The organism is Sporosarcina sp. NPDC096371 (assembly GCF_044762865.1).
Lineage (GTDB): Bacteria > Bacillota > Bacilli > Bacillales_A > Planococcaceae > Sporosarcina.
In genome coordinates, this window is the sequence record NZ_JBIWFE010000006.1 from 66,523 (window position 1) to 86,808 (window position 20,286).

General features: G+C 40.2%; 19 protein-coding genes. 18 read left to right on the forward strand and 1 reads right to left on the reverse strand.

All coding sequences use genetic code 11. The features are described 5' to 3' along the window. The first annotated feature begins 237 nt into the window (after positions 1–237). The 8 genes from ACIQ0H_RS15965 (at position 238) to ACIQ0H_RS16000 (ending at position 8,694) form a co-directional block, all read left to right on the forward strand. On the forward strand, positions 238–1,449 hold the full coding sequence (locus ACIQ0H_RS15965) for an HpcH/HpaI aldolase/citrate lyase family protein (protein WP_403416749.1): 1,212 nt from the start codon (positions 238–240) through the stop codon (positions 1,447–1,449). Next, a complete protein-coding gene (locus tag ACIQ0H_RS15970) occupies positions 1,446–2,825 on the forward strand; it encodes a phosphoribosyltransferase family protein (RefSeq protein ID WP_403416752.1) in 1,380 nt (459 codons plus the stop codon). Before ACIQ0H_RS15965 ends, ACIQ0H_RS15970 begins: the two co-directional genes overlap by 4 nt. 16 nt (positions 2,826–2,841) lie before the next feature. Further along, entirely contained in the window at positions 2,842–3,951 is a 1,110-nt protein-coding gene (locus ACIQ0H_RS15975; RefSeq protein ID WP_403416754.1) for a cysteine protease StiP family protein, read from the forward strand. A 14-nt stretch (positions 3,952–3,965) separates the two neighbouring features. Beyond that, the gene (locus ACIQ0H_RS15980) at positions 3,966–4,769 is read left to right on the forward strand and encodes an HAD family hydrolase (protein WP_403416757.1); all 804 of its coding nucleotides are present in this window, start codon (positions 3,966–3,968) and stop codon (positions 4,767–4,769) included. A gap of 347 nt (positions 4,770–5,116) precedes the next feature. Further along, complete coding sequence (locus tag ACIQ0H_RS15985) at positions 5,117–6,742, forward strand: YceG family protein (RefSeq protein WP_403416760.1); 1,626 nt, start codon at positions 5,117–5,119, stop codon at positions 6,740–6,742. A 25-nt stretch (positions 6,743–6,767) separates the two neighbouring features. After that, entirely contained in the window at positions 6,768–7,847 is a 1,080-nt protein-coding gene (locus ACIQ0H_RS15990; RefSeq protein ID WP_403416763.1) for a toxic anion resistance protein, read from the forward strand. 43 nt (positions 7,848–7,890) lie between these two features. Continuing rightward, positions 7,891–8,064, forward strand: coding sequence for a hypothetical protein (locus ACIQ0H_RS15995; protein ID WP_203247742.1), 174 nt, complete (start codon positions 7,891–7,893; stop codon positions 8,062–8,064). 183 nt (positions 8,065–8,247) lie between these two features. Continuing rightward, positions 8,248–8,694, forward strand: coding sequence for a HEAT repeat domain-containing protein (locus ACIQ0H_RS16000; protein WP_403416767.1), 447 nt, complete (start codon positions 8,248–8,250; stop codon positions 8,692–8,694). A gap of 40 nt (positions 8,695–8,734) precedes the next feature. On the opposite strand, the gene ACIQ0H_RS16005 is transcribed toward ACIQ0H_RS16000, so the two are convergent. Then, positions 8,735–9,640: a chemotaxis protein gene (locus tag ACIQ0H_RS16005; RefSeq protein WP_403416770.1), complete on the reverse strand. Its 906-nt coding sequence runs from the start codon at positions 9,638–9,640 to the stop codon at positions 8,735–8,737. A gap of 323 nt (positions 9,641–9,963) precedes the next feature. Here ACIQ0H_RS16005 and cyoE point away from each other — a divergent pair, with 323 nt between their 5' ends. From cyoE to ACIQ0H_RS16055, 10 genes are all read left to right on the forward strand, one after another. Next, complete coding sequence (gene cyoE, locus ACIQ0H_RS16010) at positions 9,964–10,905, forward strand: heme o synthase (protein ID WP_403416773.1); 942 nt, start codon at positions 9,964–9,966, stop codon at positions 10,903–10,905. Between the two features lie 241 nt (positions 10,906–11,146). After that, the gene (gene cysC / locus ACIQ0H_RS16015; RefSeq protein ID WP_403416776.1) at positions 11,147–11,749 is read left to right on the forward strand and encodes an adenylyl-sulfate kinase; all 603 of its coding nucleotides are present in this window, start codon (positions 11,147–11,149) and stop codon (positions 11,747–11,749) included. Between the two features lie 310 nt (positions 11,750–12,059). After that, a complete protein-coding gene (locus ACIQ0H_RS16020) occupies positions 12,060–12,773 on the forward strand; it encodes a phosphoadenylyl-sulfate reductase (protein WP_403416779.1) in 714 nt (237 codons plus the stop codon). A gap of 18 nt (positions 12,774–12,791) precedes the next feature. Next, the gene (gene sat / locus ACIQ0H_RS16025) at positions 12,792–13,937 is read left to right on the forward strand and encodes a sulfate adenylyltransferase (RefSeq protein ID WP_403416782.1); all 1,146 of its coding nucleotides are present in this window, start codon (positions 12,792–12,794) and stop codon (positions 13,935–13,937) included. Between the two features lie 36 nt (positions 13,938–13,973). Further along, positions 13,974–14,753, forward strand: coding sequence for a uroporphyrinogen-III C-methyltransferase (gene cobA / locus ACIQ0H_RS16030; RefSeq protein WP_403416785.1), 780 nt, complete (start codon positions 13,974–13,976; stop codon positions 14,751–14,753). A gap of 15 nt (positions 14,754–14,768) precedes the next feature. Beyond that, complete coding sequence (locus ACIQ0H_RS16035; RefSeq protein ID WP_403416788.1) at positions 14,769–15,524, forward strand: sirohydrochlorin chelatase; 756 nt, start codon at positions 14,769–14,771, stop codon at positions 15,522–15,524. Positions 15,525–15,550: 26 nt separating this feature from the next. Then, the gene (locus ACIQ0H_RS16040; RefSeq protein ID WP_403416791.1) at positions 15,551–15,697 is read left to right on the forward strand and encodes a YezD family protein; all 147 of its coding nucleotides are present in this window, start codon (positions 15,551–15,553) and stop codon (positions 15,695–15,697) included. 39 nt (positions 15,698–15,736) lie between these two features. Beyond that, complete coding sequence (locus tag ACIQ0H_RS16045) at positions 15,737–17,563, forward strand: assimilatory sulfite reductase (NADPH) flavoprotein subunit (RefSeq protein WP_403416794.1); 1,827 nt, start codon at positions 15,737–15,739, stop codon at positions 17,561–17,563. Between the two features lie 25 nt (positions 17,564–17,588). Next, positions 17,589–19,328, forward strand: coding sequence for an assimilatory sulfite reductase (NADPH) hemoprotein subunit (gene cysI / locus ACIQ0H_RS16050; protein ID WP_403416797.1), 1,740 nt, complete (start codon positions 17,589–17,591; stop codon positions 19,326–19,328). Between the two features lie 39 nt (positions 19,329–19,367). Next, a complete protein-coding gene (locus ACIQ0H_RS16055) occupies positions 19,368–20,006 on the forward strand; it encodes an NAD(P)-dependent oxidoreductase (RefSeq protein WP_403416800.1) in 639 nt (212 codons plus the stop codon). The last annotated feature ends 280 nt before the right edge of the window (positions 20,007–20,286 follow it).

A 20,286-nucleotide genomic window follows, 5' to 3' on the forward strand; every position in this document is an offset into this window, starting at 1 on the left:
GCTGAATTTGGCAGTACCCCAAAGTGGAAATTAACAAAAAATAATCTTTTTTTGACTGGCTACTGTATAAGCAGTAGCCTTTCTTTTTTAGTTTAAATTACTTAAACGAAGGCATCCCCTTGGCGTCGAAATATTTTAAGGAGTTCTTAATTAGAACCTACTTTATTATAGACTTTTCCTTCGCGATGCCTTTTTTCAGTTTAACATGATAGCGGTCAATATGGAGAGGGGATAAATATGAAACACTTCGATTATGAAACACCTGAAAGAAAACGTGAGATTTTCTTTAAAGAGCCAGAGCGATTTACGAAATACGTGGATAAGGAAACACTTTCTTATGCACTAGGTGCAACTTTATATATGCCTGCAACAAAGCAGAGCATCGCTCGAGATTTGATTGATAAAAAGTTCGCGGAACTGACATCGATGGTGATAGATTTGGAAGATGCGGTGGGGGACAATCAATTACAAGATGCTGAGGATCAGTTGTATGAACATATGGAGATGCTTTATGCTGCACTAGAAAACCAACTGATTACGATAGACGATTTACCACTCGTTTTTGTGCGCGTAAGAAACCCACAACAGATGAAGCGGATAACGGCTCGGCTTGGAAATTATCAGCGTGTTCTAACAGGTTATGTTTTTCCGAAGTTTTCATATGAAACAGGAAAAGAATACCTCTCTATTCTCGAAGAAAATAATCATGATGATATTTTGCTGTATGGCATGCCGATTTTAGAGTCCTCTGATATTATCTATAAAGAAACGAGAATTGAAACCTTATTGAAAATCAAAGAGCTAGTAGACTCCTACCGAAAGTATATTCTAAATATTCGCATTGGCGCTACAGATTTTTGTGGTTTATTTGGCATTCGTAGAAATGTGGATACGACGATCTATGATGTGGCCCTTATAAGGGATTGTTTAACAGATATTCTTAATATATTTAACAGACAAGACAACGGTTATATCATTTCAGGACCGGTATGGGAATACTTCTCGAAGGATCAACGTATTTTAAAATCTAAATTACGCATGACGCCGTTCCAAGATCGTTATGGCAGAACGGGTATGCAGAAACGAACAGAAATGATTGATCACTATATTGATGGGCTAATTAATGAAGTTCTTTTAGATAAGCTTAATGGAATTGTAGGGAAAACAGTTATTCATCCAACGCATATTAAAACGGTTCATTCACTTTACACGATCAGCCATGAAGAGTATTTAGATGCCTTAAGTATTATTGCGAATAGCCAAGGTCAGGTAGGCGTTTTGAAGAGCCAGTATAACAATAAAATGAATGAAATGAAGCCGCATTTGTATTGGGCTAAACGAATTCTGCTACAAGCTAGAATTTTTGGTGTTTATAATGAAGACCAAGATTTCACAAGTTTAATCATGGATACGCAATTAGAAGAAGAACTTTACGAGGTGAATGTATGACATCCGGTGCTCTTTCGACCAGAGAAAGCTACAGCTTATTAGATGATTTAACTGTTGATGTAGAGGTTTTAGACAACCCTTATAATTTCCAATTAGATGAGTTATTTCAAATGGCGACACGAATTAATAAAAAAAGAAGTTTCCTTTTTGTCAGCAAGGTGCTGGGTAAGCATCTTGCGGTAAATCCACATATTCCATTACTTGTAGGCAACCTATTAGCGATGCGGTATATGGAAGTTGTTCACGGTTTGAAAGATACGCGCGCTACGGCTGTAGCACAAGCGATTCAAACCAATCAACAAACGGAGCAGTTGTTGGACTCTATTCAAAGCAAACCTATTAGACTTCCGAGACCCACTACCTTTATAGGCTTTGCGGAGACTGCAACAGCCTTAGGTCAAGCTGTCTTTAGTTCGTTTGAAAATAACGCAAAATACATCCATACAACAAGAGAACAAATCAATGAGCGTACATCCATCATCAATTTTGAGGAAGAGCATTCACACGCCACTAGCCACCGAGTTTATGCACTTGATCAGCAGTTCTTCGAGGATGATAGCGAAGTAGTTCTTGTAGATGATGAAATGACGACTGGAAAGACTGCTGTCAATATAATTCAGACGATCACAGCCGCTTATCCTATGAAAAAGGTATTCACAGTTGTGTCGATTTTGGACTGGCGTTCGGAAGAATACAGGGAAAAATTTCGCCGATTGGAACAAGAACTATCCATCACTATTCACGTTGTCACTATATTGGATGGCGCAATTACAGTTACGGGTCAGCCCGTTTTAGAAGAAGAATCCGTTGGAATGATTCCAGATTGTACGCAAGAACTGGCTTATCTCTCTCTGAAAGAATTTATGGGTCCAGACTCTATTGAATATGTTACGTCTATCAATGCTAACGGTAGCACTAATCATTCCCCTTATGTAACAGCTACAGGACGATTTGGACATTCAATTGATAAGGAGAAAGCATTTTCTCGAAAGCTTGCAACCGCAGCCAGCCATATAAAAGGGCAGCGAAGGGGAGATAAGACGTTGGTCATTGGAACTGGAGAGTTCATGTATATTCCAATGCAAATAGCCTCTAAAATGGGACCGTCTGTTTATTTTCAAGCAACTACTCGAAGTCCTATCCATCAAACTGACAGGGAATCTTATTCCATCCACAGTAAATTTGTTTTCGATAGTCCTGAAAATTCCGGTTTGATCAATCATCTATACAATATTAAAGAACATCAATATGATGAGATCTTTATTTTTATAGAAAGAATGTCATCTATCACTGGGGCCGATACATTAATAAAAGAGTTACGAAAAACGCAAATCCCAAATATTACGATTGTCATCATGACGGAGCCGTTGGAATAGAGAGGGGATAAAGAGCATGCTTACATCAATCACGAAACCAGATAAGATGGGGAGTTACGCGGAAGATGATGTTACTTTCCTTTTACGCGATATTGGTCATTATGTTATCGAAACAAAAACCGAGGAAAGGGAAGGCCTGATTCAATCAGGTACTCATTATTCTGAAATGCTTCCCGTAGAATATCAACCAACAGAAGATTATGTTTCCTTATTTCACCGTTCATTAGATATGTTCGCTACACGTATCGGGGTTGCAGTCGGTGTCGTAGCAGAACAAATCAAACAACAAAACGGCCTCGACAAGCTAGTCCTTGTCAGCCTAGCTAGGGCAGGTACCCCGATTGGCGTCTTAATAAAAAGATACTTCTCCTTTAAGTATCAGGTCAATATCCCGCACTACTCGATATCCATTATTAGAGGACGTGGTATTGATGACGTGGCCATTGATTATATTTTTGAGCACCATCCGGGTGCAAAAATTCAATTTGTCGATGGATGGACGGGTAAGGGCGCAATTACTAAGGAATTAGAGAAGTCTTGTTTGAACTATAATGCCGCCAACATCAACAAAATCAATGCTAGTTTAGCGGTCCTTGCTGATCCAGGTCATTGTGTGCGTATTTATGGAACACGGGATGATTTTTTAATACCTTCTGCTTGCTTAAACTCCACGGTTTCGGGGCTGGTCAGCCGAACAGTATTAAATTATGATTTTATGGACAAAGATGATTTCCACGGGGCCAAATTTTATGAAGAATTAGCGACAGTAGATGTTTCTAACCTTTATGTAGATACGATTGAGCATACGTTTAATGGTGTGCAACGTGAAGTGCATGAATCGTTGGAGAAAATAGGGGAAGCAGATTTGACACCGTCATGGAAAGGATTGCAATCTGTTGAATTGATCCAACAGTCATTTGGCATTGATAATCAGAACTTTATTAAGCCTGGAGTTGGAGAAACGACACGCGTATTACTTCGGAGGCTGCCGTGGAAAATTCTTATCAATCCTAATTTCTCGAATGACTTAACTCATATTCTAATGCTTGCAGAAGAACTCAACGTACCAGTCGAAGAATTTACGGAAATGTCGTATTCCTGTTGCGGCATTATCAAAGAATTGTAAAGGTAGTGTCATCCATGATCTTATTTACATCTGATTTAGATCGCACCTTAATTTATTCGAACAATATGATGAAAAAATATCCTATTCTAGGTGATGTGGCGGGAATAGAATATAAAGATGATGAAATCATTAGCTTCATGTCGAATCAATCAGTGGAACTGCTGAAGCAGTTCCATGAAAAGCATCTGTTTGTACCCGTTACGACTAGAACGATTGATCAATATGAACGAATCGTGGCTTTTCAGCAATGGATTCGACCGAAATACGCCATTACGAATAATGGTGGCACCATTTTAGTAGATGGAAAACGGGATGTGGAATGGGATCAGATGATTCGTCAGGAAATCGCTGCTACATCACTCCCAAAAGAAGATTTATTGAAATTGTTTGCCAATATTAGCAACAAAGACTGGGTCGAAAAAGTGCATAATAGCGACGATTTATTTTATATCATCTATATCAATCGTCAACATTTTCCGTATCAAGAGCATACGAATTTTGAAAAAGAATTCAATAAAATAGGGTGGAAAATCTATCTTCAAGGAAGAAAACTTTATATCCTTCCTGCCCAATTAGATAAAGCTATCGCGGTTGCTCATCTGCAAAAACATGTCGATTATGACCTGCATATTGCTGCAGGAGATTCGCTTATGGACTACGAAATGCTTGTGCAGGCTGATATCAGCTATAGCCCTACACACGGCGAAATATTTGAAAAGAAATGTGATGATCCAAAAGTGATCTGGTTAAAAGAACTAGGTGCTACGTCAACTGAAGAATTACTGGGCCATCTGTTGGATATGCCAGTAAAACATTAATAGCTCTTGGTTGTTTAGAGGCTATACAGACAGTCTATGCTGTTTGGCAGGGGCTTGAAATCATTTTACATATCTCCATGTTGGAGAATATAGGGAGTAAGGCGAACATTCGAAATTGAACATACTGAAGAATAATTGACGATTGACCTTCAAATGGACGAATGCTAGTAAAAACCGAACTATAAGCCGTGAATAATTCAGCTAGAACGGCTATACTTAAACTAACTTATCATTTCTATTTCTTATCGTCTATTGAACTCCGTCATAGTGGAGCCCCTCGGTATCGTCATCTATGACACTACAAAGGGGTACTATATTCTTTAATCTACTGGAAGGGAGAGCGTTAGGTGAGCATTCAACAAATAGAACCTATTTTATATACCCCAACAACGGATTGGTTGGCATTGTTTCTTGCTACTACTCGAGATCGGCCGTCCTTTTTCATCGATGATTCGACTTTTCGTTTTAACAGAATCGGCCTTCGGGTCTTGGGAATTCCTTTAGTTGAGGATGAGTATTACAATTCACTATTCGATATGCATGACAAGTCATTCATTCACGTACTGAGTGAAGAATTAGATAAGACGATTGATACTCAGGACTTCCAAGCGATACAGGAAATTCTAATGCTTCATCAAAAAGAGCCAAAGGGATTGTCCATCAACCGGCTGATTGCGTTTATGTATGGAAAAAATCTGATTCCCAAACATAAAGATCCTGCAATCAACCGACATGTGCAAATATCTACTATAAAAATTGTTAATCATTTTCAACAACAACAAAATAGTGGCCTGCAGTCGCCTGAATTCCGCAGATTTTTGATTGATATCGTCAAGTGGTTAAAAAATCATTGGGAAAAGTGGTCGGAACCGCTATCAATCGGTGAAGATTTCCCGAAAGTGGTTTGGTATGGTGAATTAACCAGTAGTCAACAATACTTTTTACTGTTGCTGATGGAATTTGGCTGTGATGTTCTTATTTTTCACCCAGGGGCTGAGGATGTATTTGTAGATGTGGATCCAGATAACGAATTTTCTGATGTATACAGGTATCCCGACAAAGGAGAATTGCACCCTTTTCCAACGCAGATTAGAAATCGAGAAACGACTGTGGCATACCGTGCTAATAAGCAGCTGGAAAAGATGATGAATGATCATCAATCCGGCGTTTATAAGCCGTGGCAATTTAGGGAGTACATTCCCACAGCACTTACGTTACGTATGACCTATGATGATGTTTTCATCTATTCGAAAGAGAAGGCAATGATTCGTCCTGATTTTAAAATCGAAGAAGATCGTGTCACCATACCCGTTGTTTTTGCGAAGATACAGGGGGTGTCGAGTGACCGAGCAGACTATTGGGAACGTATGCATCAGTTAACAGCCGATGCGCATTCGTTATCTATTCTCCAGTTCCCTTATGCTAAAACAACGAAAGCGAATTATCATTTCCATTATCAGCAATCGTTAGATCGAGACGGTTCTTTATCGCTCGACAAGATGGTGAAAAGTAATTGGTGGAGATATGGACACTTGTATGCAGGATTGCAAAATGCCATTGCCAGTACTATAAAAGAATGCTGTGAACAGCCAAAACTGATGAAGTTAGATCATGAATCATTGTATGACCTGCAATTATTTATTTTTAAACAAGCGAGTATGCTTCCGGAAGAAATTTTACAATTACTGCAAGGGTTTGATTATTCTCAAGAAGTGCCCCGACTCGTGTTATATAATATGGAGACAAATGGTGCGCCGTCCCGTGAAGATGCCGCCTTACTTCTTTTTCTGAATCAGTTTGGGGTGGATATTATCCTTTACAATCCAGCCGGTCATACGGATATTGAAGAATATATAGATCCTGCCAACTATGATGTGCATTGGTTAGAGGATATGGTGTTTGGGCAAGAATATCAGCAACAACAAATAAAAGAACAATCGATTTTCAAAAAAATTATCAAGAGCATTTTTTGATTATGAATAGATAGGGGATTTTACGATGACAATGACTGTTGCACTTCAAAAAGAAGGGTTAACTGAACAATCTGCGGATCAATTAAGACTGCAATTGCGCCAAGAACCTCAAGTATTACAGATTGTTAGTAGGATGGATATTAGAGATCAAACTGAATTATTGTCACTAGGTAGAGAGCCAGCAGATCGATTGTCCAAGTTCTCCGATCGCATCTTAAACACGATGACAATGTCAAAATTGGATGACTCTGGAGAATTACTTAATCAGTTGGAAAAGCTGATGAAAAGATTTGATCGAAACGAAATTACTAAGGATCCAAGTTTTCTCGATAAAATCTTTAAACGAGCAAAACAACAGGCTGAAGCGATGTTTAAAAAGTATCAAACCTTGGGCGGCGAGATTGAAAAGATTCATGGCCAATTTGCTATCATCGAGGAAGAATTAAAACAATCCAATCGCGAGTTAGAAGGACTTTATGCGGAAGATGTTGAATACTATTTCGAACTAGAGAAATATGTAGTGGCCGCGGAAATCAAGTTAGAAGAGGTTACGACTTCACTCATTCCACAATGTCAGCAGAAAGTTGAAAGCGGGGACCAGATGGCCCGTATGGAACTTGAAAATTTGGTGGCAGTCAAAGAATTATTGGAACGAAAAATTGATGACCTAGAAAAAGCGCGTATGGTAGCCGTCATCGCCGCTCCGCAAATTAAGACAATGCAAAGAGGGAACAATGATTTAGTCGCCAAAATCAATAGTGCCTTTGTCACGACCATCCCTATTTTCAAAATGGGAATTATTAATACCGTGAGTGCCAAACGTCAAAAAGTACATTCAGATTCCTTAAATGCCTTCGAAGATCGTGCGAATCAGATGCTGCAAGATGTGACGAGTGATATTATGAAACAAAGTATTGAAATCGCCCAGCGTTCAGGTAGCTCTAGCATTAAAATGGAAACTATTGAAAATATGTGGGATACCATTGTGTCTGGCATTGACGAATATAAAAAAGTAAAAGAAGAACAATCGATGCAACGTATTGAAGATCGCAAGCGTTTGGAAACCCTTCGAGAAGATGCGAAAAAAGTATTATCTATGAATTGATTGAAATTCGGGTATAATAAAGGAAACCATAGGGGGATATAAGATGACTGAACAGAAAAAAATGAGTTTAAAAGAAGCAATTCAAAAACAGTTGGAAGCTAAGAAAAACAATACGGCTACTAACAACGCTAAAGGAAATGCAGGATCATCTGCAAAAAAAATGCAAAGTCAACAAGCGAAAAAAGTGAGCAGTGCACGTAGAAAAATGGGTTCATAATAGAACAGCGCAAACCAATTCAATATTCGGTTTGCGCTGTTTATTTGACTTGCATAATGGATTAGTGTGGTACAATACAGATTCAAGCATTTTGTAAGCAAACTATGTAAGATGAGCAGATGATATAATAAAGTAAGTGCCACGTCGGGCTCAATCTATCTAGTATTGCGAATTAGAAGGAGAATGAAACAATTGTCAATCAAAAATGAATTACCCCCAAATTATGAGGAATTAAAAAAAGCAATCAACCGAACATCCAATTGGAGAGAGCGTATGGATGCAGTTGAAGAATTAGGACAATGGAAACATAAGCGAGTAATCGATGTGCTCATTTTTAGAATGAATAACGACGCTGTTTACAAAATACAAGAAGCAGCTTATCGCCAACTAAAAAAGTTTGGTGAAGACGTTCAATTACCAGCAAGAAAAGAAAATGAATTGATTAAAGATGCGAATAAAGTATGGTCTAGAATTAAGAAAAGCTTACCAGCGGATCATACGTATGAAGAATTCAAAGAAAAGCTTAAAAAGATGAGACTAGATTTATATGACACGTACGAAGGCGATAAGGGTGCCGAATTTGATCAGTGGCTCGAAAGTACGTGGGCTAAAGCGGCAACAAGAAGATAATAAAAATGCCAGTGTCTCATAGAGATGCTGGCATTTTTATCTACAAAATATGAGTATCGATTTTCAAAATGAGTTCGGCAATTTCGGGTTTGCTAATCTGCTCGACTGCACCGACCTGATCGCCCTTATGACGTAAATCATCAGTGATTAAGCTTGAGAAAATAACAACAGGTAATTTGGATAACACTGGATGTGTTTTGATCTTCTTCGTCAAGTGATGGCCATCCATTTGCGGCATTTCTATATCAGTGATAATAAACTGTACGTGTTCGCTGATTTCTCCGCCTTTAGCGACGAGATTTTCTAAATGCTTGAAGGCTTCTTTGCCATTTTCAAAAAAGTCAAGATGAACATAGCCAGCTTCTGCCAGTGTGTCAGCCAGTAGCTTCCGAAGGAGCGGGGAGTCCTCTGCGATGACAATTTTCTTGTCGGAACGTTCACGTTTGCCAAGCTTCTTCACAGCATCAATACTAATTCCTGTGTCTGGGTTAATGTCTAAAACAATTTTTTCAAAATCAAGCAATAAAATCATTTCATCTCGATGCTTAATGACCCCAATAATTTGTGAGTGACCTCCTTGATACATATCAGAAGGTTTTTCAATTTGTTCCCAAGAAATTCGGTGAATTTGTGATACGTTATCCACATGAAATACAACCGTTTGTTTGTTGAATTCAGCAACAATAAATTTTTCTTGAGAATTACGCTTATCTGTAGAAAGGCCCAAGACTTTTACCATATCGACAACTGGTAAAACTTCGCCTCGTAACTGAATAATACCTTCGACATGCGGGTGGGCATGTGGGATAAACGTAATTGGAATCGGTTGAATTATTTCTTTCACTTTAATGACATTAATCCCAAATGTACTGCTACCCACTTCAAATTCAACAATTTCAAGTTCATTTGTGCCACTCTCTAATAAAATTCCTTGATTTCCTGGCATGAAATCCTCTCCTTTATCTATCCCAGTCGTTCAATTGTATCATGTTATGGGTATTTTACCTATATATTAATGAGGGACTTTTGTATGGTGTTATTGTGTTCTCTTCATGTCTTCTATTTGGCTAGGAGTTATCATCAAAAAATCAAGTGTCGAATTTTAAACTTTTACCTTGTAGTCTGTCCGGTTTATTGGCTCTTTAGGACACTTTTCTTTGTCTTACAAGAAGAGTAATAGTAAAATGTAGTATAGTATGTCAGTGTTCCAAGAAACAAAGCTTGAATTGCATTGGAAAGTATCTGGCTTTTTTGAGGAGAGAAGAATAAATGACTAAGGTTATGTTGCCTTCCCAACAGAAGGTAGAAAAAGTAGGATTGTCGAGTGAACGAACAATAGGCAGTTGGATTGCTGATCTAAAATCACTATTTAAAGGGATAGTATTAATCGCGAATGTGTTACCTGTCCTTACGGGATTCTGGTTAGCCCTTTATTTTTCAAATACCACTCTCGGGGTTAACTTGGGTGTCTTTATACTAACCATGGCTGGGAGCACGCTTGTAATGGCTGGTGCATTAATCCTAAACAATTGGTATGACGTTGATATTGATACAGTTATGGAACGAACAAAAAAACGTCCGACAGTTACCGGGAATATTTCTTTAAGAACAGTTTTGATATTGGGAATTTCTTTATCAATTCTAGGTTTTATCGTATTGTTTTTTACAACAATTGAAGCGGTTATATATGCGTTTATTGGGTGGTTTGTCTATGTCATTTTGTATACGATGTGGTCAAAACGCAGATATACATTGAATACAGTAATTGGAAGTGTCTCAGGTGCAGTAACTCCTTTAATCGGATGGACAGCCATTGCACCAGGTTATCATATCGTTCCTATTGTTCTGGCACTTATTTTGTTTGTTTGGCAAATGCCACATACTTTTGTGATTGCCATGAAGAAATACGATGAGTATAAAGCCGCAAATGTGGCTATGCTACCTGTCGTTCATGGATTTGCGTTTACCAAACGACAAATTGTCGTTTATATTGCTTGTCTACTTCCTTTACCGTTCCTTTTAGGGTCGCTAGGAACTGTATTTATCGTCATTGCTACTGTATTAAATGTTGGATGGTTGCTTGCGAGTTTTACGGGTTTTTCCACAAAAGACGATTTAAAATGGGCACATATGATGTTCCTTTTTTCAGTGAATTATGTGGCGATATTATTCCTATCGATGATTATTGTTACATTACCAATTTTTAATTGAATAGGTTTTATAGAAGTATAGATGACGAGCCGGACAAATTGTGCTATAAATTTGTTCGGTTTTTTGTTCTAATCCATACGAAATAGATCTGAATATAAAATAGTCAGAAAAATTGTTGACATTTGCCATCTTTCTCCTTACTCTTAAATCATGCTAATTAGTCAACTAAAGGCATCTTTTTATTCGATGATAGATATCGACTGAAAGATGTCTTTTTGTCTAAAAAAAGGGGGAGAAAGCAATGGTGAAACCGACAAATATTGTGTGGCATGACTCTGAGGTCACAAAGGAACATCGCAGGCTGCAAAAAGGACATAAAAGTGCCATTATTTGGTTTACTGGGCTGTCTGGATCCGGAAAGTCAACGATTTCGGTCGCGTTGGAAAAGGCATTGTACACAAAAGGGTTTCATACGTACCGATTAGACGGCGATAATGTTCGCCATGGCTTGAACAACAATTTAGGATTTAGTCCAGATGATCGGTCCGAAAATATCCGTAGAATTGGCGAAGTGGCAAAATTAATGGTAGATGCTGGTTTGTTTACGTTGACGGCATTCATTTCACCTTATCTGGAAGATCGCAACCAAGTGCGTAATCTTGTTGAACAGGATGAATTTATCGAAATATATGTGAAGGCTAGCTTAGATACGTGTGAACAGCGTGATCCAAAGGGACTTTATAAGAAAGCCAGATTGGGTGAAATTAAGAGCTTTACAGGAATCGACGCGCCTTATGAAGAACCGGATAGGGCGGAGATTGTGATTGACACCAATCAATTAGGCATCGACGAATCTGTTGAGGTGATTATGGCTTATTTACGGGAAAACCGGTATATAAGTTGAATGATAGGGTTCTGTTGAATCCGCTTCAGCTACCCTTTGTGCGGTGCCTTCTCTCGGGCTATTTTTTTCAAAAAGGTCGATTTTGCCGCAACTTTATGAAATACTTGGAATAGAATACCTTAATACCTACTTGACACATAGGAATTATAAGGATATTATAATCAATAATCATTGCTGACTGGACATCCAGAAGCAATTCAGTAATGTCCCTCGAAGAATTAAAAATTGGGCTGACTACACAAAGTAGAGGCGATTTTAATCGATAATGGATTAAAGTCGCCTTTTTCAAAGGACGAAAGGGGGATGGCTTATGACGAAGTTGACGTATGCGGAGTGGACAGAGCTCAATACTCATTTTTTGATGGATGACGGGGCGAAAGGTGCGCTAAACGTATTGCGTTGGGCATATGCTGAATATAGCGAGGAGCTTGTCTATGCTTGTAGTTTCGGTGTGGAAGGCATTGTGATGATTGATTTAATCGCACAAATTGAACCTACTGCCAAAGTTGTTTTTTTAGATACTGGACTACATTTCTCAGAAACGTATGCCCTTATTGAAGTGGTAAGGCAACGCTATCCGCAGTTGGCAATTGAATTGAAAAAGCCGGCATCGACAGTAGAACAACAAGCCGAATTGCTTGGTGATAAACTATGGGAAAGGCAGCCAGATCGTTGTTGTTATCTACGAAAAGTGCTTCCACTTCAGGAAACATTAAACAGTGCAACCGCTTGGCTCTCTGGACTTAGAAGGGAACAATCAACGTCAAGAAGTCAGACGAATTTCACCAATAAAGACGAAACATTCAAATCAGTTAAAATTTGCCCACTTATTCATTGGACTTGGAAGGATATATGGGCATATGTGGACCAACATCAATTGCCTTATAATCCTCTACATGATCAGGGCTATCCAAGTATTGGCTGTGCACCTTGTACGTTACCAGGAGATACTGCGACAGGTTCGAGGTCAGGACGCTGGTCAGATCAAACGAAGACCGAATGTGGCTTGCATAAAAATAACTAATCTAATGGGGGAATCGCAATGGCTTTGAGTCAACCGCATGGTGGAATATTAATGAATCGCTGGAATCCTAATTTTAAAATTAATGAGCTTACTGAAATCGTTGAACTAGATGAAATCTCGAGTAGCGATTTAGATTTAATTGGTACGGGTGCTTATAGTCCATTAAATGGTTTTTTGTCTGAAGCAGACTATCATTCTGTTGTCACAACAATGAGATTGTCGACAGGTGAGCCGTGGACGATTCCGATTACATTGCCAACGACGGAGGAAAATGCAAAGAACATTAAGCTAGGAAGTATCGTGAAATTAGTAAGAGATGGGGTTGTCTATGGTGTACTGGACGTATCGGATATATTCACGCCAGATAAAGAGCAAGAGGCGGCTTTGGTGTATCAAACGACAGATCGTCAGCATCCTGGAGTCAAGAAGTTATTTGAACGATCAAATGTCTACTTAGGTGGCAAGATTACGCTCATTAAGCGGCGTCCGTTGAACGAGTTTTCTGATTATCTATATGACCCTGCTGAAACGCGTGAAAAGTTTCAGGCACTTGGCTGGAAAACAGTTGTTGGTTTTCAAACGAGAAACCCTGTGCACCGTGCACATGAATATATTCAAAAGACAGCATTAGAAATTGTCGATGGCTTGTTTTTAAATCCATTAGTTGGGGAAACGAAATCGGATGATATTTCGGCGGATGTGCGATTGAAAAGCTATAAAGTATTACTAGAAAACTATTATGCTAAAGACCATGTTTTCTTAGGTGTATTTACAGCAGCGATGCGTTATGCGGGGCCAAGGGAAGCCGTTTTCCATGCGATGGTGAGAAAGAACTTTGGTTGTACGCACTTTATTGTCGGGCGAGATCATGCAGGGGTTGGAGATTACTATGGTACCTACGATGCACAGAAGATATTTAGTAATTTCACACCTGAAGAACTTGGGATTACACTATTATTCTTCGAACATAGTTTTTACTGCAACAAATGTGCAAGTATGGCGACGCCGAAAACGTGTCCGCACGATGCAAGTGAGCATGTAATCTTGTCAGGTACAAAGGTACGAGAGATGCTACGGAATGGCGAGCAACCACCAGCGACATTTAGTCGTCCGGAAGTGATTGACGTATTAATTGCGGGGTTAAGACAACAGGCAATTCATTGATAACTGTGCAACTTAACGGTGAGAGGAGAGAAGAAGATGGGAAAAGTCTATTTAGTAGGAGCTGGACCTGGCGATGTTGATTTGATCACCGTTAAAGGGTTGAAATGTATTCAAGAGGCGGATGTTATCTTATATGATCGCTTGATTAACAAAGAGCTGCTAAGCTATGCAAAACCTGGAGCCGATTTGATTTATTGCGGAAAACTACCGAACTATCATGCCATGATACAGGAAACTATCAATCATTTTTTAGTGAAGTATGCAAAGCAAGGTAAGATGGTGACGCGGTTAAAAGGTGGCGATCCGTTTATTTTTGGGAGAGGTGCGGAAGAGGCTGAAGCCCTTGTAGATCACGGGATTCCGTTTGAAGTGATTCCTGGGATTACGGCGGGAATTGCAGCACCTGCCTATGCGGGTATTCCCGTGACGCATCGTGAGTTAAGTTCTAGCTTTGCGATTGTAACAGGGCATATGCGTGCAGGGAAAAGTGATTCCATCCACTGGGAAAGTCTTGCAAAAGGAATTGATACACTAGCGATTTATATGGGAGTAGGGAACCTACCTTATATTTGTGAGCAATTAATGCAGTACGGTAAACCGCTTAGCACGCCAGTCGCCCTTATCCACTGGGGAACGACCGTAGAGCAGCAAACAGTGACGGGTACACTTGCAACAATTGTTGACGTTGCGGAAAAATCCTGTATTAAAAATCCGAGCATGATTGTCGTTGGAGAAGTGGTCAGTTTGCGTGACAAGCTTCAGTGGTTTGAACAAAGTGATTTGAACACAGTCATGATGAAGGAAATTTCAATTTAAGAAGGAGGGAGCCACATGCAGGCCGTTTTATATGTTGGGCATGGGAGTCGGATTCAAGCTGGTGTTGAAGAAGCTATTCAATTTATCGAAGATTGTCAGGTGCTGATTGACGTTCCGATTCAAGAGATTTGCTTTTTGGAATTGGCTTCACCAAGTGTGGATGAAGGAATTACCAAGTGTGTAGATCGAGGCGCAACTAAAATCGCTATTGTTCCTATACTCCTACTAACAGCGCATCATGCTAATGAAGATATCCCTCTGGAAATTGAAGCCGGGCAGATCATGTATCCAGATGTTGAATTTACATACGGCAAAGCATTTGGTGTTCACCCCAAAATCGTGGCTAGCTTATATGATCGAGTGATTGAACAACAAATGCCGATTGAAGAGGGAGCACAAGTGTTGCTTATAGGGCGGGGAAGCAGTGATCAAGCCGTGAAACGTGATTTAACGCAGGTTGCTCAGCTACTCGCTAACAAGTACCCCTTTAAAAAAGTGGATGTTTGTTTTCTATACGGCACAGCCCCTTCGTTTGATGAAGCTCTGAAGCAATTGCGACAAACAACACATCGACAGGTTTTTGTCATTCCTTATCTCTTATTCTCGGGCATCTTAATGAACGGTATAGTGAAAAAAATTGCCCTGTATGCTGCAAATGATCAACCTATCATTCTTTGTGAAAACTTAGGCTACCATAAATACGTGCAAGACGTACTTGTTGAACGGGTCCACGATTTGCTGGCAACTCCGACGATTGTGCGGGCAATTTAGTATGTGTGGAAAGGGTGAAGCTGACAATGGGGAATCGAAAAGACAATGTGGAGCAAGCGCTTGATACGCTAAAAGCAATGTTGACTACGATGAATTACGGTTCGATCACATTGATTGTCCAAGATAATGTTGTTGTCCAAATAGAAAAAAATGAAAAAATTAGACTTAAATGATGATTATACATGACATTATTAAATTGTGAGGTGGATACAATGACTCTTGAGGTGATCAACAGTCCGTTTAATGAACAACAGGTAGAACTTCTCAACCAGCTGTTACCAGCATTAACGGAGACGCAACAAATTTGGTTGGGTGGTTATTTAAGTGCTCGGCAAATTGGTCAACAGATAACTGAGTCTAGTAGTACTGCTGTTTTAGAGGCTCAGGAAATTGTTAAAAAGGTTAGTACAAAAGAGGTCACGATTCTTTTTGGCTCACAAACAGGTAATTCACAAGCGTTGGCGGGAAAGCTGGCAAAGAACCTAAAAGCGGAAAATTTTAATGTTACACTGGCCTCGATGGGCGACTTTAAGACGAACACGTTAAAAAAAATTGACAAACTCCTAATAGTTGTCAGTACGCAAGGAGAAGGCGATCCACCAGACACTGCGCTACCTTTTTATGAGTTTCTTCTCGGTAAAAGGGCGCCGAAATTAGAAAATCTTCAGTATTCCGTCCTCGCTTTGGGCGATAGTTCATATGATTATTTCTGTCATACAGGAAAAGAGTTTGATGAGCGGTTACTTGAATTAGGTGCGCAACGACTTAGCCCTCGTGTAGATTGTGATTTAGATTTCGATGAACAGGCTGAGGAATGGTTTGCGACAGTTTTATTGGAGTTAAATGAGATACAAGGCAGCAAATCTGCAGCTAGTCAACAAGGAATAACTAGTTCTGAGACTGAGGAGGCGGAGTATTCCCGAACAAATCCTTTCCAAGCGGAAATTTTGGAAAACTTGAATTTGAATGGACGTGGCTCGAACAAAGAAACACGTCATATAGAATTATCACTCGAAGGGTCTAATTTGCAATTTGAACCAGGTGATAGCTTAGGGATATATCCTCAAAATGATCCAAAGCTAGTAGATGCATTGATCGCGGAGCTGGGCTGGAATGGTGAAGATCCTGTTGTGGTTAATAAAATAGGGACGTTTCGTCCGTTGCGTGAGGCATTGCTAGCCAATTTTGATATAACCGTGCTGACGAAGCCGTTGTTACAAAAAATTGCGACGCTGTCGACGAATATTGCTTTGAAAGAATTAGTAGCGACTGGGCAAGAGCAGAACCTAAAGGACTATATGTATGGTCGCGACTTGTTAGATGTTGTGCGTGACTTTGCTCCTTGGGAAGTGCCTATGCATGAATTTATCGCAATATTACGTAAGATCCCCGCGCGTCTTTATTCGATTGCTAGTAGTTTAAAAGCCAACCCTGATGAAGTCCATTTAACCATTGGAACAGTTCGCTATGAAGCGCACGGCCGGCAACGACTAGGTGTTAGCTCAGGGGAATTAGCGTTACGTGCACAACCGGGAGACCATTTGTCTGTTTACGTGCAGAGTAATCAGAACTTCAGATTACCAGCGAATCCTGATACGCCAATGATCATGATTGGGCCAGGAACTGGTATTGCACCGTTTCGAGCATTCCTGGAAGAACGCGAGGAGATTGGAGCGAAAGGGAAGACGTGGTTATTTTTTGGCGATCAACATTATGTGACAGACTTCCTATATCAGACGGAATGGCAACGTTGGGCAAAAGAAGGCGTCTTGACGCAAATAGACATTGCATTTTCACGCGATACAGATGACAAGGTGTACGTGCAGCACCGCATGCTAGAGAAAAGTCAGGAACTGTTCGAGTGGCTAGAAGAGGGAGCCGTCATTTACGTTTGTGGGGATGAAAAACATATGGCCGCTGATGTCCACGATACGTTAGAAACCATTCTGCAAGATGAAGGCGGCTTGAATGCAAAAGAAGCAGCTGACTATTTGACAGAGATGCAACAGCAGAAACGCTATCAGCGAGATGTCTATTGAGTGTAGTTTGAAGGGGGCCAGCTAAATGACGAAAAAAATTGTACTACCGCCACAATCGGGCAAGCCGAGTGATGTCGAGCGCATTAAGCTAGAAAGTAACTATTTGAGGGGATCGCTCGCACAATCACTTACAGAACAAATCAGCTCTGGGATTAATGATGATGATAATCGGCTGATGAAATTCCACGGTAGTTACTTACAAGATGACCGGGATTTACGTAATGAACGCCAGCGCCAAAAGTTAGAACCTGCCTATCAATTTATGGTGCGGGTGCGTGCACCAGGTGGTATTGCCACACCTGCTCAATGGTTGGTGATGGATGACGTCGCCAATAAGTATGGCAATGGGACATTGAAATTAACGACGCGCCAATCATTTCAGATGCACGGCATTTTAAAATGGAATATGAAGAAAAATGTGCAAGAAATTAATGCAGCATTGATGGATACATTGGCAGCCTGTGGGGATGTCAACCGAAATGTCATGTGTAATCCGAATCCTTACCAATCAGACATTCACGCGGAAGTGTACGAATTGGCCCGGGAATTGAGTGAATACTTATCTCCGCGAACGCAAGCCTACCATGAAATTTGGTTAGACGGCGAAAAAGTGGTAAATAGCCCCGAGGTCGAAGTTGAACCGATGTATGGTGAGCTATATTTACCACGCAAATTTAAAATTGGGTTGGCGGTTCCGCCTTGTAATGATATTGATGTCTTTTCGCAAGATCTGGGTCTAATCGCCATTTTAGAAGACGATCAATTAGTTGGCTTTAATATTGCAGTCGGTGGCGGTATGGGGATGACGCACGGAGATACCGCGACTTATCCGCAGTTAGCGCGAGTTATCGGCTTCTGTACACCCGATAAAATTATTGAAGTGGCCGAAAAAGTGATTACGATACAACGTGATTATGGTAATCGTTCTGTCCGAAAAAATGCTCGTTTTAAGTATACAGTCGATGCAAAAGGGCTGGAATGGATTTCAAATGAGCTCAATAACCGTTTAGGCTGGGATCTTGAAGCTGCTCACGCTTATCATTTTGAGCATAATGGCGATCGCTACGGTTGGATTAAAGGCAATGATGGAAAATGGCATTATACGCTGTTTATCGAAAATGGGAGGGTTCGGGATGTGGAAGGCTATCCATTGATGACTGGTCTACGCGAAATTGCCAAGATTCATACGGGAGATTTTCGACTGAGTCCAAACCAAAACTTGGTTATTAGTAATATTACAAGCCAGAAAAAGAAAGAGATTGCGGACTTACTGGACCAGCATAATATGACGGATGGCGCGCATCATTCCGCTTTGCGCCGTAGTTCTATGTCTTGCGTCGCGTTTCCAACATGTGGGCTTGCTATGGCAGAAGCAGAGCGCTATTTACCTGTACTGCTGGATAAAATTGATGTCATTATAGATGAATCTGGTTTACGTGACAAAGAGATTGTTATTCGGATGTCGGGTTGTCCAAATGGTTGTTCACGTCCAGGGTTAGGGGAAATTGCTTTTATAGGGAAAGCGCCTGGCAAATACAATATGTATTTAGGTGCAGGTTTTGCGGGAGATCGCTTGAACAAAATCTATCGTGAAAATATAGGAGAAGAAGAGATTTTGGCAGTCCTTCAAGTATTGCTTGCCCAATATGCAAAAGAAAGGCTAGAAGGTGAGCATTTTGGAGACTTTGTCATCCGGGCAGGTCATGTTAAAGCCGTTCAAAATGGACTAGATTTTCATGATGAGGTAGTTCGTACAAATGCATAGTCCGTTATTATAACTCTGTATCGATAGGTGGCTGTTGAAATGGGAGCATATCCAATCATGTTGAATATGAAAAACAAAGCAGCTGTCGTTGTAGGGGGCGGCACCATTGCTTATCGAAAGGCGCTCGGCTTATTACAGGCAGGCGCTGCAGTAACGGTTATTAGCCCTGTCATTCATTCTAAAATGGAAGTTCTGTTTAAGAACGATCAAATTACATGGAAGAATAAAGTGTTTGAACCGCAGGATCTTAAGTTAGCCTTACTCGTCATTGCCGCGACGAATCAGTCCCATGTTAATGAGTTGGTTGCCTCATCAGCTGGGGATCACCAGCTCGTTAATGTCGTTGATAATCAGGGATTAAGTGACTTTCAAGTTCCTGCCAAGCTGGAGCAAGGTCGTTTAACCATTGCTGTCGCAACGAACGGGGCTAGTCCTACATTGGCAACGGTTATTCGCGATGAGCTGGCAGAGAAGTATGATGACTCGTATAAGGCTTATTTAAGTTTTCTTGCACTAGCCCGTGATCAAGTAAAAAATGTTGCAGCTGACGAACATATGAAGCTATGTCTATTGAAAGTCATTACAGGTGAATCATATCGACAATCGCATAAAATGCAGCAAGCTTTTCTTGAGATGATCGGGGACTTTGAAAAAAAGAGTCAACATCAGCTTATTTAAATATGACTTCCTTCTATAATATATAGCTGGTTTATTAGGCGAAATTCGAAGCCAAGTAAACCGGCTATTTAATTTGAATCAGCAGGGAGTTTAGACTCCCTGCTGATTCAAATTAAGCCTCCGGCGGATGTCACAAAGTTTGAAAGGAGTGAATTGCGAAAGCGCAATTCAAAATTGGGACGCAATTACGCCAAGGCGTAATTGATTTATATTGACCTAAAAAGGTAGGAATTATATATATTGATTTGTTATAATAAAAAGATAATGAGGGATTTGAAAG

Excerpts from the sequence above, each read along its gene's own strand:
- ACIQ0H_RS15965 (WP_403416749.1), top strand. The coding sequence starts at position 238 with ATGAAACACTTCGATTATGAAACACCTGAAAGAAAACGTGAGATTTTC.
- ACIQ0H_RS15970 (WP_403416752.1), top strand. The coding sequence starts at position 1,446 with ATGACATCCGGTGCTCTTTCGACCAGAGAAAGCTACAGCTTATTAGAT.
- ACIQ0H_RS15975 (WP_403416754.1), top strand. The coding sequence starts at position 2,842 with ATGCTTACATCAATCACGAAACCAGATAAGATGGGGAGTTACGCGGAA.
- ACIQ0H_RS15980 (WP_403416757.1), top strand. The coding sequence starts at position 3,966 with ATGATCTTATTTACATCTGATTTAGATCGCACCTTAATTTATTCGAAC.
- ACIQ0H_RS15990 (WP_403416763.1), top strand. The coding sequence starts at position 6,768 with ATGACAATGACTGTTGCACTTCAAAAAGAAGGGTTAACTGAACAATCT.
- ACIQ0H_RS15995 (WP_203247742.1), top strand. The coding sequence starts at position 7,891 with ATGACTGAACAGAAAAAAATGAGTTTAAAAGAAGCAATTCAAAAACAG.
- ACIQ0H_RS16000 (WP_403416767.1), top strand. The coding sequence starts at position 8,248 with ATGAAACAATTGTCAATCAAAAATGAATTACCCCCAAATTATGAGGAA.
- ACIQ0H_RS16005 (WP_403416770.1), bottom strand. The coding sequence starts at position 9,640 with ATGCCAGGAAATCAAGGAATTTTATTAGAGAGTGGCACAAATGAACTT.
- cyoE (WP_403416773.1), top strand. The coding sequence starts at position 9,964 with ATGACTAAGGTTATGTTGCCTTCCCAACAGAAGGTAGAAAAAGTAGGA.
- cysC (WP_403416776.1), top strand. The coding sequence starts at position 11,147 with ATGGTGAAACCGACAAATATTGTGTGGCATGACTCTGAGGTCACAAAG.
- ACIQ0H_RS16020 (WP_403416779.1), top strand. The coding sequence starts at position 12,060 with ATGACGAAGTTGACGTATGCGGAGTGGACAGAGCTCAATACTCATTTT.
- sat (WP_403416782.1), top strand. The coding sequence starts at position 12,792 with ATGGCTTTGAGTCAACCGCATGGTGGAATATTAATGAATCGCTGGAAT.
- cobA (WP_403416785.1), top strand. The coding sequence starts at position 13,974 with ATGGGAAAAGTCTATTTAGTAGGAGCTGGACCTGGCGATGTTGATTTG.
- ACIQ0H_RS16035 (WP_403416788.1), top strand. The coding sequence starts at position 14,769 with ATGCAGGCCGTTTTATATGTTGGGCATGGGAGTCGGATTCAAGCTGGT.
- ACIQ0H_RS16040 (WP_403416791.1), top strand. The coding sequence starts at position 15,551 with ATGGGGAATCGAAAAGACAATGTGGAGCAAGCGCTTGATACGCTAAAA.
- ACIQ0H_RS16045 (WP_403416794.1), top strand. The coding sequence starts at position 15,737 with ATGACTCTTGAGGTGATCAACAGTCCGTTTAATGAACAACAGGTAGAA.
- cysI (WP_403416797.1), top strand. The coding sequence starts at position 17,589 with ATGACGAAAAAAATTGTACTACCGCCACAATCGGGCAAGCCGAGTGAT.
- ACIQ0H_RS16055 (WP_403416800.1), top strand. The coding sequence starts at position 19,368 with ATGGGAGCATATCCAATCATGTTGAATATGAAAAACAAAGCAGCTGTC.